The following is an 11,469-nucleotide window of genomic DNA, read 5'->3' as shown; positions in this document are numbered from 1 at the left end:
TCCGGGAAAGTTCGAGAACCGCCATGACTCTCACCACCGAGACCGCCGCCGAGCCGACACAGGTCGTGCGCGCTCCGCGGGTCACCCGTGTCAGTGCGCTCGCCGCCCTGCAGCATTCGCTGATGATGGCCTGGCGCGGGTTGCTCACCTTCCGGCACAGTCCGCAGTTGCTCTACGACGCCATCCTGCTGCCGATCGTGGGACCGGTGTTGTTCGGCAGCATCTTCGGCACCGCCATCGCCGGCAGCATGGAGGCGTATCTGCCGATCATGATTCCCGGTGTGCTGGTGCAGATCGTGCTGACCTCCTCGGTCGCCACCGGTGTGCAGCTGTCCGAGGACATCCATTCGGGTGTGTTCGACCGGTTCGTCGCGATGCCGATCGCCCGCTCGGCACCGGTTGCGGGAGCGTTGCTGGCGGGTACGGTGCGCTATCTCATCGCCGCGACGACGGTGGTGATCGTCGGCTTCTGCATGGGCTACCGGCCCGAGCACACCGCAGGCTTCCTGGCGGGCGCCGTCCTGGTCGTCTTCGCCACGACCGCGATCAGCTGGCTGTTCGCGTTCATCGGCGCCACCGTCGCCCGGCCCGCCGCGGTGCAGGGCATGTGCATGCTCGTGCTCACCTTCCTCGGTTTCGCCTCCAATGCCCTGGTGCCCGAGGAATCCATGCCGACCTGGATGCAGCACGTCTCGAACGTGAATCCGGTGTCCTACCTGGTCTCCGCGGTGCGCGAGCTGGCCGCCCACGGCACCGTCGGTGCCGACGCGTGCTGGTCGCTGGTGGCCTCGGTGGTCGTTGTCGCCGTCTTCGCGCCGCTGACCGTGCGCACTCTCCGTTCCCGATGAGGAGTTACCGATGACCGTCACCTCCCCCGCCGTCGTGGCCGGACCGGCCGGCCTCAACCGGATCACCGCCGACGACGACCTGTTCTTCAAACTGCACAGCCTCTACCCGAACGCCCTGGTCAACCAGCTGGCCTACCGGTTCGACGAGCGCCTCGACCCCGAGCTGCTGCGGCACTGGCACGCGCATCTGTCGACCGGGTTCATCGCCCGCCGGGTCCGCACCACCCGGTTCCCGATCGCGCGGGCCCACTGGGAGCCCGCCGAGGAGTCGCTTCCCCTGGTCTGGTCGGCGACGCCACTGCCCGACGACGCGGTGCTGGAGTGGTTCCTCGAGCAGGCCGCGGTGGAGTTCGACCCCGAGCGCGGGCTGGTGTGGCAGCTCGCGGGCGCGCACACGGAGTCCGGCGGCACCGTCGTCACCCTGGTCGCCTCGCATGTCGCCTGTGACGGTGGCGGCATGATGCACGCGATCGTCGATTCCCTCGACCGGCTCAATCGCAGCGAGACCCCCGACCGCGCCGCCAGCGCGGGCAATCTGGTCGGCCCGGTGGCGGGTTCGGGCCGCTTCGCCGCCGATCTCGCCGATGCCAGGGGACAGTTGCGCGCCGTCGCGCGCGGTGTGCGCGCCGCGCGCCGCGCCCGCGGGGTCAGCGAACCGGCCCGCAATCCGCGCCCGGCCGAGCCCCGCCTGCCGCACGCCGAGACCTGGCAGGCCGCCGAGACGATCGTCCAGGTCGACCTCGCCGACTGGGACGCGGTCGCCGCCGCCAACGGCGGCACCACCAACGGCCTGCTGATCGGCGTCGCCGTCGGCCTGCTGGGACGCAGCGGCCGCATCGCCGACGGCGCCGACGTCCGCGTCGACATCCCCCACTCGATGCGCGTCGCCGACGATCCCCGCGCCAACGCCACCACCGGCCTGCCGATCAGCGTCACCTACCGGGCAGGCGAGCGCGCCGACCTCCCCGCGGTCCGCGCCGCACTCAAGGCGGCGGGCCTGGCCTACCGCAACCCCGAGACCATCCCCCCGATCCAGCACCTGCAACCGGTGCAGATGCTGCTGCCGAAGGTGGTGCTGCACAAGTTCGCCCGCACCGCCAAGGCACCCGAATGCCTGTGCACCAATATGGGCCGCACCGCCCAGAACATCGCCGTCCTCGGCCCCCACCGAGCCCGCGACGTCATCATGCGCCCGGTCGTGAACCCCGGCCCGGTCGACCTGTTCCGCCAGGTAGAGGTAGGCGTCAACCTCGCCTTCTCCTGCGACGACGACACCGTCACCCTGGTCGTCACCGGCGGCGACCCCGACCGCTTCCCCACCCGCGCGGCCCTCCAGGAACTCCTCGCCGCGGAATTCGCGGACTGGGGCCTGACCCCGCGCTTCTGGTGAGAACCTCAGGCGGAAGGGATCGGGCAGGTCACTGCAGGAAGTCGGCGAGCAGCTTCTCGACGATCTCAGGTTGGTCGTTCCATGCTGGAAGACCGGCGAAGGCGAGACACGCTTCGCTGAGCTCCAGTTGCCGTCCGCATGCCGCCACGGCCTGTCTGTCCATGTCAAGCTGACGCAGCCTCGAGACGCGAAGACCGCCTCAACCCGCAAGCCGCGGTCCATGCTCTCCCATGTTCTGGGTTCGTAGCGGCCGTGCCGACTCCCACCGGCGGATGTGTGACCGGGAGTCAACTCCCCAGCGCACCGATTTCGAACCAGTACCGCCGCGTAGGGCCGTGCTCGGTGTCGCGGACACCTTCGAGGACGCCACCGTTGCGCTCGATCGTCTTCGCCGAGGCTATGTTGTCGATTGCGCAGATGATCAGTACGCGGTCCAGGCCGAGTTCCTGTGCCTCACCGAGCATTCGGCCCAGCGCCCAGGTAGCCAGTCCTCGCCGCCTCGCGGACGGCCGGATGCCGTAGCCGATATGGCCGAGATCGCTGAACTCGTGCCGCAGCGCCATTCCGCCGAGGACCCGGTCCCCGTCGACGATCCATCGATAGGTGCAGCGCACCCGGCCACCCTCCGTCGCCTTCGCTGGATCAGAATCCTCAGCCAGGCGCGTCACCCACGCCACGAACCCGGCCGGCGAGGCGACCTCGTCGGACGGCCGCAGCCCGAAACCGTCCTCGTGAACGCCGGGCCCCCAGTCGTCACGCGCCTCGAGCCATGCGGTGTGCAGACGTGTGGTCGGTGCAATCAGGTCGGGCACTGTTGGCCGATGGCGGCGTAAGCGCTCAGGTCCCACACGGCGGGGTGTAGCGGTTCGATGGCGTGGTCGTAGCGGCCGACGCCGAGAAGTTCGGGTCGCCAGCGGTGTGGCTCGATCAGTCCGGGGGTGTGTAGGCGGTATCCGGTGAGCATCGCTGTGAGGTCGTCGTGGGTGCGTGGGTGGTAAGCGATCCCGGCCGCGCACAAGGTCTCTGCGGCTGCGTCGATGTGGTGGCCGTGCATGTCGGCGGTGATGTGGGTGAACACCAGCCATGTTTCGGCCGGTAGCGCGCGGGTCAATGCCGCCAGCATCGCCGGGGCGTCGCCGATCAGTTCGGCGGTGCCGGACAGGCAGAGCGCGATCGGTGCCGTGGGGTCGAGGGTGGTGGTGATGGCGTCGAGTACGGCGGTGGTGTCGGTGAGGTCGATTTCGGCGGTGTGGGTGGTGTGTCCGGTCATCAGTGCGCGGGCGTGGGTCGCCGCGAGTTGATCGTTGTCGATGTACAACGTGCGCGCGGTGTCGAGGCGATCCCCGGCGATGTCGTGGATGTTGGGTGTGTGCGGAATACCGCATCCCAGTTCCACGAACGGGGTTACCTGGTGGTGGTCGATGAGGTGTCCGACCGCGCGTAGGGCGAACCGCCGTGATTCGGTGATCGCGGGCGCGATCTTGTTCCGTGCCAGCTTCTGCGCGATCGCATGATCGGCGGTGTAGTAGTCCTTGCCACCGAGTAGGGCGGTGTAAATGCGTGCGCTGTTGGGGCGGGACAGGTCCAGGACTGTGGAGCGGCCGGGTTCGCTCACGTGGGGTCTCCTTCCTGCGGATCGAAAGTTGGTGTGGCCCCGGAGATCGCTGGGAAACGACTCCGGGGCCGCCCGTCCGGCGCGGCCGCCGGTGAGGTGTCGTGTGGGTTTCACCGGGGCACGCGCATGGGTGGGCATGCGGTTGGTTCGGGTGGAGGCCCGGTCAGGGCAGCAGATACAGACGTTCGTTCGGCAGGCGGGAAACCCCGCGCAGTGTCTGGAATCCACGGCTACGGTGCCAGGTCGGCGGGCGGCCACGTCACAGACGAACACGAGTGCGGCCGTCGGGCACGCGACGAAATCCATTCGCACACTAAAGAATTCGATCGATATATGGACGTCGGGTTCGTCCGGGCACGGAGACCGACCTCTTCGGTTCATCGCCGGTGCCGCTGCGGTATGAACCCAAGGGCGCAATGGACGACCACCGCGCCCGAGGGCCGGAAAGCGCTGATGGCCGGAGATATCCACGTGCGGACCATCAGCTCGTCGCGGGTCGGGGACGGCAGCGCGATATCGCCTTCACGGATCACCACCACCCGCGCTTGCCATAGTCGGGCCACGATTTCGGGGTCACCGATCGGCCGGATATCGGCGCGCACCAAGAACGTCCACATGTCCGCGCGGGGGTGGCCGATGATCGTCAATGGCGCGACCCCACGAACATCAAGGGCCGTTTTGACACGCTCGGCCAGCTCGGTGGGCATCATCACCGCCCCGACCAACCCCGCCCGCATCGTGATCCGCCCGGTTACCGGGTCGTCCACGGTGGGCAGTGAGCACACGCGCCGGTAGAACTCACACCGTGAGCGGGGCGTTTCGTTGTAGATAGGGGTGGGTGGGCTGGTTTGTGTCATCGGTAGCCCCCGTTCGGACCGGTCGGCCCTGCGCCCTGGCTCGGTGTCGGTTCGGGCGTGATGTCGATCCATCCGGCTTCGCGCATTGCTTCCAGCGCGGCTATCAGGTCGGCAAGTCTCTCGGGTGTGGCTGGCGTGGGGTGATTCATCGGGTCGCCTGACGTCGCGGGCGACGCTGCCCGGCCGATATCTGCCACTGCGCCTGCCGGTTCCGGAAAGCGTCACCGTTGCGGCGCAACGTGTGCAGGACACGCGACACCCGCCAGGGCGACGTGTTCAGGTTGCGCGCGATCGTCTCGGCGGTCAGCATCCCACCACGTTCGAGCATGGCGAGAACATCGGTTTCGAGCGTGTTTGTCATCGGGCCACCTCGGTCGGCTTGCCGTTGGTTACAAGGTCCGTTTCGTTGTGATGCGGACAAACTGACAATCGCTTTGAAACTCACCTATGGGCAACGCGCACAGTGGATAACGGACATACGCACGACGCATACCAGCACCCTGAGCGGGTGATAGCGTCGTCATATTCGCGTTGTGTGTGGGGCACCGATCGAGGGGAGCGCAGACGATGACGCGTACGAGCAACGGACGCAACTGCGCGACCTGTGGGGGTGTGCTGAGTCGGCTGAATCCTGGCCCCTGGTGCGCTAAGTGCGCGCACATCGAGCCATTCGACGGGCCTCCTGAGATGCCGGCCGAATTCTGGTCTCACAACCCGTTGCGTGTGGCGCTCGCCAGCTGGCATATGGGCTCGGTCATCGAGGCGTATCGCAACCACCCCGCCCACGGGCAGCCACTCAGTCAGATACAGGTGGCCCAGTGGTTGGGCCTGAGCCAAGCACAGTTGAGCCGGATAGAGAACGGCCCGCCGCCCGAGATGCTGTCCAAGCTGATCAGCTGGGCGACCGTCCTGCGAATCCCGCCGGACTTGTTGTGGTTCAAGCTTCCGAACGCCGCTACCGTGGACGCCGTGGACCGACAAGGATTCCTGCGTGCGGCCGCAGCTACCGCTGCAACAGTCATGGTTACGCCGGACCGCCTCACCAAGATGCTGAGCGAAACCCGCACAGTCACCAGCCCGTCACGCGTCGGCGTCGTCGAGATCGAACAGATTCGCGAGGCCGCGCAGCTGTTCGCACGATGGGACGCCACCTACGGCGGCGGCCTCGTCCGTGACGTGGTGGTCGCACAGCTGCGGGTCGCGGTTGCCTACCTACGCGCTGACTGTTCACCTCGCGACCGCGCCGCACTACAGATGTCGGTCGGCTCACTCGCGCACACCGCCGCGTTCATGGCCTTCGACGCGTGCGCGCACAGCGACGCCGAATCCATGTTCGCGCTCGCGCTCGATTGCGCCGAGGAGTCCGGCGCGGTGAACCTGCGGGCGAAAATCCTGTCCTCCATGGCCCGGCACGCGATCTGGACCGGCCGCAATCATGACGGACTCGGCTATGTGCGAAGGGCATTCACCGAAGCCGACAAGCTCACCGCGACCGAGCGCGCGATGCTGCACACCACCGAAGCGCGCGTACACGCCAAACTGGGAGACGTTCCCGCCACGCTGAACTCTGTGGCCAAAGCAGACCGTGATTTCAGCCGCTGCGTGCCTGGCGATGACCCCGCATGGATGCGCTACTACGACAGCGCGCAGCACGCGGGCGATACCGGCCACGCCCTGTTCGACATCGCAGTCCACGGAAGTTTCGTGGGAGAGGCCCGCGAACGTCTGTCCGCTGCGGTCAACGGACACGCCGACGCCGCAGCGCGGTCACGCACGATGTCGACGATCAAGCTGGCATCGCTGGTCATGGCGACCGGTGACAGTGATGAAGCGTTGGCGATTGCGGGGCAAGCGATCGGGCGAGCTCGCGAACTCAAGTCCCAGCGAGCCGCCGAGGATATTGCGGAGCTTCGTCGCTACGCACATCGCGCCGACGTCAAGATCCCGGCGCCATCGCCCAACGTATGAGCGCACAGCAACTCGAGGAAGTCGCCCGACGTGCCTGCGCGGGCGCAGGCATCGCCGCCGACGGCATGATCGCCATCAAGATCGCCGAGAACGCGATCTTTCGAGTACCCGGGCAGCGGTTGGTGGTTCGCATAGCTCGCGCGGGTCAGACCGCCGCGGCGCGCCGCGAACTCGAGATCGCTGCCTGGCTCCAATCCCACAACGTTGCGGCCGTTCAACCGCTGGGTAGCCGCTCCGATTTCGCCGTCATCGACTCGCGCCCCGTGACGTTGTGGAAGGAACTACCACCACACCGAAACGGAACCGAACGCGAGATAGGTGGAGCACTTCGCAAGCTACACAACCTGCCTGTGCCAGCGTTCTTGTCGGATGTCGAGCCCTTCGTTCGACTCGAACAGCGGATCGACGGTGCATCTTCACTGAGGGAAACAGACCAGCGCTGGATGCGTGAACGAGTCTCCGAGCTGCGTGCAGGCTGGAAGGAATTGCCATCCGGCAAGCCGTGGTCGCCGATCCACGGTGATGCATGGGAAGGGAACGTGGTCACGACCGACGCGGGAGTGACCACGTTACTTGATCTGGAACGGGCTTCTGTTGGTCCGCCCGAGTGGGACCTCGTGTCGACTGCGATCAAACACAGTTCGTTCGGCTGGATCTCAGCCGAACGGTACGCCGACTTCTGTGACGCATACGGCGACGACGTGACAACCTGGGCCGGGTTCACACTGCTACGCGATATTCGAGAGCTACGCATGACCTCCATGGCCGCCCAAGTGGCAGGAGCGAACATGAAACATGAATCCCAGGCCCAACACCGAGTTGACTGCCTTCGTGGCCGGGCTGGTCCTAGACCCTGGTCCGGGTGGGAACCGATCGCCTAACACCATCTCCAGGGTTGGAGCCCTGTATTTGCCCGGCGACAAGGTAGGCCACTCGCTATCCGCTCGACGGCGGCAGCGTCGCGGGTGATCTGATCAGATAGATCGCCCCAGAGTAGACATCGTCGTTGGCGATCTCGGCATCGCTTCGGTGGTATCGGACGAGTGCGGAATCAACTGGCATATGGGCGTTGAATTGCTGCGGCGGAAACCTCTTCGGCCCACTGCGCGATCGCGTCCAGATCGAGATCTACCAACAACCCACCGTCCGTTCTGATCCAGCACCGCGCTGGATCATGCCACCGCCGCCGGTGGCGGTCTACCTGATTTCGTGCTGTCCGACTGCGTGGAAGGACAGGGTGAGGCTGACCGACTGCCCGTCATGAGACGCTCGGTGCGTTGGAGATCGAAAATGTACTGGGCGGGTATGGCCTCCCTGACCAACCGTCGAGTTCAGTGCCACGGCGGTGAGTTCGGACGTCGTCTATCGGTGAATTCGGACATCGGGCGGCGGCGCTGAGATCCACTGGTATCGGCGAAATCTGACACCGCTTGCGGGCATGTCTCGCGGACTGAGCGTGTCATCTGAACATCCGCTCATGGCTCCCACCGGATAGGTTCGCCGGATGGCAACAAATCTTGGTCACGGCGCGTCGGGGGCGATCCGTCGGTTCGCCGGCTGGGTCGCCCGCGGTTCGGTCGGTTATCCGATGCTGGAGGGCCTCAACTACTGGGACGAACTGAAGGACTCGCCTTCCCAGATGGAGACCTGTTTCGCGATCTTCGCCAATGTCCTCGAACTCGACGACGATGGAGAACCACTCAACGAGAAGTACGCCGAGAGTCGCGCCGCCGCTTTCCTGTACCAGTACTGCACTGGGGAACTCCCGAGGGGGCAAGCAGCCCTCGAGTCATGGGAATGCGCTCTCTACTGACGCAGCGATCGAGCACACTCCGATGCGTTGTAGCCCCGCGCGTTCTAGGTGGCAGGCGTCCTGATCAAGTGGCAGATACGGTTGTCCGCCTCAATGATGTGGCTGACCACCACGTGTGTCACCACCAGCGATGCCCGAGCTCGTGAGGCAGGTCGCTTTGGTCAGCGAATCTGTCACCAGATTTCCGTCGTTGTTGTCACGCACCGTGCGTTCGAGGTCTGCGAGGCGAGATGTCCGGCTCCGAACGCCGCTCAGGCCGATGAGCGTGCATCGCCCCATGATCGACTCTCATCCAGGAGGGGCCACCACGGCCGGTTGACTCCGATCTCGGAAGAAAGCCGAAGACACAGCTGGCAGGGCCAGTTCGTTACGCATCGTGCGGAGAAACCCCTCGAACGCACGGCGGGTGGGGTCGGCCATCTGCCGCCAACCGTCGATGGACACGGTCTGTTCTTGTGCTTGCTCGTACAGCTCCGTCATCGCGTGCTCGACTCTCGTGGCAGCTTCGACAACCGATGCCGACCCATGCATCCACACAGTGATGAACGCAGCGTCAGACGCTTGAAATCCATCGGCCTTCGCTCGGGCGAGGGTCTCACTCCCGCGGTCCGCAAGAGCGATGGCACGAATCAGCCCGTATGAAGACTGGAACTCTTCCGCGTAGCGTTGGTAGCTGGCAGTGTTCTGGTCTCGACGCCACCTCGTGGACTCGGCGTGGGAATCCCAGAAACGACCGATCACGATGCCCAGGACTCCCGCCATCGCAGCCAATATTGCTGGAATCATAGAACTTCCACCCTCCCCGGTAGTCTCCCGCGCCGGATGAGCTTATCTCGCGGCAGATCGCGCTGCTGGATCCTTCTGCAGGCCGAGGGGTGCCTCGGACTTCCCGAGCCGTCCAACAGTAGGCCGCTATCCACCACCCGAACACACTCTTCTGCCGCTGGGCGCGCGGTCGCGAATGTCCTCGGCATCTGCCGATGAGCGACGGTCTGGGCGGCGCAGCGGAGGTCGTCCACCTTGCGGGATGGGCGAGCGCTGGGTACGTTGACGCCATGATTCTTTCAACTGGGAAGGGCGTCGTGCGCCTCGGGCGATGATCCCCGGAAGGGCCCAGACTCCCGACGCGCGCCGTCGTGCGAGTGTCAGGTCGATCGCCCGAGATCGCAAACGCTTGCAGCGCAAGCGTTTAACAGCCATCAGCGAGATCGGGTTCGATTATCGGCCGGGACCGCCTGGACGTACCGACGCCCACCGGATCATGCCCCGCATCGATACCATCCCTCTGACCGATCTCATCGACACCTTCGAAATCCGCGCTGGCATGGAGCCTGCGGGTGACGCGTACGGTGGCCTCGCTCCCCTGTTCTTCCGGTTCGAGTCAGCGAACGACCATTTCCACGGGTCCTCTTCCCTCACGAGACAGAAGACCCTCGTACTTGCTTGCAGTTGCGGGGAATTGGGCTGCTGGCCGCTGCTGACGCGCATAAGCCTGACCGGCGACCTTGTCGTGTGGGACTGCTTCGAACAGCCCTACCGGACCACTCGTAACTACACCGCATTCGGTCCATTCCTGTTCGACCGCAATCAGTACGACAAAGCTGTCCAGGAGCTCGACGCCGCAATCGCCGCCCGCAAATGACACGCCCAAGTCGCACCTGCCCGTTGCGCAAACGCATCACCGAGACCGCTCTCGAGAACATCCTGTATTGCCGCATACCGCGCTGACAGCGTCGGCCAGAGTCCGCAGTGTCGGGTTAGATCCGTTGCGGCTCACGGCATCCTGACCGTGGTCTACGTGCGTTCGGGCAACCTCGGATTTGGGCCGGTGGTCGCAGTGGCTGTCAGACTGGCTGGATGAACCCTGATGCACGGGCGCGGGCACTGTCCTCTTTGCGCGGTTTGGCGGTAGGGGACGCGTTCGGGGCGTGTTTCGACGACTCTATCAATCATGGCGCGTTGCGGTCGCGAACCCTGTTCCCTGGGCCGTGGTTGTGGACCGACGATACGCAGATGGCGTGCTCGATTTTCGCTGTGCTCAGTGCCCACGGTCGAATCGATCAGGAGGTGCTGGCTCGTTCCTTCGCTGAGCATTACGACATCTATCGCCGATACGGGCCCGGGACAAGCCGGATCCTGCGGCTCATGCGGCAAAAGGGCTATCACTGGCGTGAACTTGCTCAACAGGCACGCGAGGGGCAGGGTTCGTGGGGCAATGGTGCCGCTATGCGAGTGGCGCCGCTGGGTGCGTGGTTCGCCGACGACCTTGACCGGGTCGTCGATGAGGCGACAGCTTCGGCGGTAGTCACTCATGCCCACCCCGATGCTGTAGCCGGTGCGGTCGCGGTGGCTGTCGCTGCTGCCTTGTTCTCGGCGCAACCGCAGCTACGCCGCAGTCAGTTTCTCGGTACGGTGGCCGCCCGGACGCCGGCTGGCCCGGTCCGAGACAAGATCAGAGAAGCCCGGGATGTCCGCGATTCTGTCACTGCGGCTGTGGAATTGGGAGTCGGACACGACACCTCCGCGCTCGATACCGTCCCGTTCTGTCTCTGGGTCGCGGCTCACCACGGCCATGATTTCGCCGACTCGTGCTGGACAGCCGCCTCGGTGGGCGGTGATCGTGACACCACATGCGCAATCATCGGCGGCATTCTCGGTGCCAGCCCCGTCCTCGAGGGCGTGCCGCCCGAATGGTTCGCGAGCTGCGAGCTGCTACCTGAATGGGCAACCGCGGCCATACCGCTCGCATGAAAGCGCGCTGCAATGGCTCCCCTTTATGTCAAGACATGGCTGCAATGTTGTCGTTAGGCTGAATGTCGGCAGGTCCGGGATGTGGCTTGCGCCGCGTAGCTGAAGATCGACGGCCCCGGGGTATCTCGGGGCCGTCGCTACGTCCGCACATGCCGTTGATCGCGCTGGCTGAACGGCCAGCGCGAGGCGCTGGTGAAACCACTGAGCCCCCACCCGAACATCGTCGG

13 protein-coding genes and 1 pseudogene are annotated in these 11,469 nt (G+C 65.5%); 7 read left to right on the top strand and 7 right to left on the bottom strand.

Annotated features, from left to right (window positions below):
* Positions 1–23: 23 nt before the first annotated feature.
* Positions 24–848: an ABC transporter permease gene (locus ACWF9G_RS09155; protein ID WP_379308280.1), complete on the top strand. Its 825-nt coding sequence runs from the start codon at positions 24–26 to the stop codon at positions 846–848.
* Between the two features lie 10 nt (positions 849–858).
* Complete coding sequence (locus ACWF9G_RS09150) at positions 859–2,238, top strand: hypothetical protein (protein WP_452514663.1); 1,380 nt, start codon at positions 859–861, stop codon at positions 2,236–2,238.
* 28 nt (positions 2,239–2,266) lie between these two features.
* Here ACWF9G_RS09150 and ACWF9G_RS09145 read toward each other — a convergent pair whose 3' ends face one another.
* The 6 genes and pseudogenes from ACWF9G_RS09145 to ACWF9G_RS09120 form a co-directional block, all read right to left on the bottom strand.
* Positions 2,267–2,401, bottom strand: a complete 135-nt coding sequence (locus tag ACWF9G_RS09145) for a hypothetical protein (RefSeq protein ID WP_452514662.1) — start codon at positions 2,399–2,401, stop codon at positions 2,267–2,269.
* Positions 2,402–2,409: 8 nt separating this feature from the next.
* Positions 2,410–2,460: pseudogene (locus ACWF9G_RS09140) on the bottom strand (hypothetical protein); the annotation flags it as partial.
* A 65-nt stretch (positions 2,461–2,525) separates the two neighbouring features.
* Positions 2,526–3,050: a GNAT family N-acetyltransferase gene (locus ACWF9G_RS09135; RefSeq protein WP_452514661.1), complete on the bottom strand. Its 525-nt coding sequence runs from the start codon at positions 3,048–3,050 to the stop codon at positions 2,526–2,528.
* Positions 3,038–3,853, bottom strand: a complete 816-nt coding sequence (locus ACWF9G_RS09130; RefSeq protein WP_452514660.1) for an SAM-dependent methyltransferase — start codon at positions 3,851–3,853, stop codon at positions 3,038–3,040. The genes ACWF9G_RS09135 and ACWF9G_RS09130 overlap by 13 nt, the downstream gene beginning before the upstream one ends.
* 377 nt (positions 3,854–4,230) lie before the next feature.
* Positions 4,231–4,620, bottom strand: a complete 390-nt coding sequence (locus ACWF9G_RS09125) for a DNA-directed RNA polymerase subunit beta (RefSeq protein WP_452514659.1) — start codon at positions 4,618–4,620, stop codon at positions 4,231–4,233.
* A 235-nt stretch (positions 4,621–4,855) separates the two neighbouring features.
* Complete coding sequence (locus ACWF9G_RS09120; RefSeq protein ID WP_452514658.1) at positions 4,856–5,071, bottom strand: hypothetical protein; 216 nt, start codon at positions 5,069–5,071, stop codon at positions 4,856–4,858.
* A 326-nt stretch (positions 5,072–5,397) separates the two neighbouring features.
* Between ACWF9G_RS09120 and ACWF9G_RS09115 the strand changes: the two genes are divergently transcribed.
* The 3 genes from ACWF9G_RS09115 to ACWF9G_RS09105 all read left to right on the top strand — a co-directional run bounded on the left by ACWF9G_RS09115 (position 5,398) and on the right by ACWF9G_RS09105 (position 8,491).
* Entirely contained in the window at positions 5,398–6,678 is a 1,281-nt protein-coding gene (locus ACWF9G_RS09115; RefSeq protein WP_452514657.1) for a helix-turn-helix domain-containing protein, read from the top strand.
* The gene (locus ACWF9G_RS09110; protein WP_452514656.1) at positions 6,675–7,559 is read left to right on the top strand and encodes a phosphotransferase enzyme family protein; all 885 of its coding nucleotides are present in this window, start codon (positions 6,675–6,677) and stop codon (positions 7,557–7,559) included. The genes ACWF9G_RS09115 and ACWF9G_RS09110 overlap by 4 nt, the downstream gene beginning before the upstream one ends.
* A 623-nt stretch (positions 7,560–8,182) precedes the next feature.
* A complete protein-coding gene (locus ACWF9G_RS09105; protein WP_452514655.1) occupies positions 8,183–8,491 on the top strand; it encodes a DUF7677 family protein in 309 nt (102 codons plus the stop codon).
* A 288-nt stretch (positions 8,492–8,779) separates the two neighbouring features.
* Here ACWF9G_RS09105 and ACWF9G_RS09100 read toward each other — a convergent pair whose 3' ends face one another.
* On the bottom strand, positions 8,780–9,253 hold the full coding sequence (locus ACWF9G_RS09100; protein WP_452514654.1) for a hypothetical protein: 474 nt from the start codon (positions 9,251–9,253) through the stop codon (positions 8,780–8,782).
* A 412-nt stretch (positions 9,254–9,665) separates the two neighbouring features.
* On the opposite strand from ACWF9G_RS09100, the gene ACWF9G_RS09095 reads away from it, so the two are divergent.
* On the top strand, positions 9,666–10,133 hold the full coding sequence (locus tag ACWF9G_RS09095) for a hypothetical protein (protein WP_452514653.1): 468 nt from the start codon (positions 9,666–9,668) through the stop codon (positions 10,131–10,133).
* Between the two features lie 215 nt (positions 10,134–10,348).
* Entirely contained in the window at positions 10,349–11,242 is an 894-nt protein-coding gene (locus ACWF9G_RS09090; RefSeq protein WP_452514652.1) for an ADP-ribosylglycohydrolase family protein, read from the top strand.
* The last annotated feature ends 227 nt before the right edge of the window (positions 11,243–11,469 follow it).

This window comes from Nocardia sp. NPDC055029 (assembly GCF_053608525.1).
Note: the sequence above shows the minus strand (reverse complement) of the source record. Positions and strands in the feature narration are given on the sequence as shown.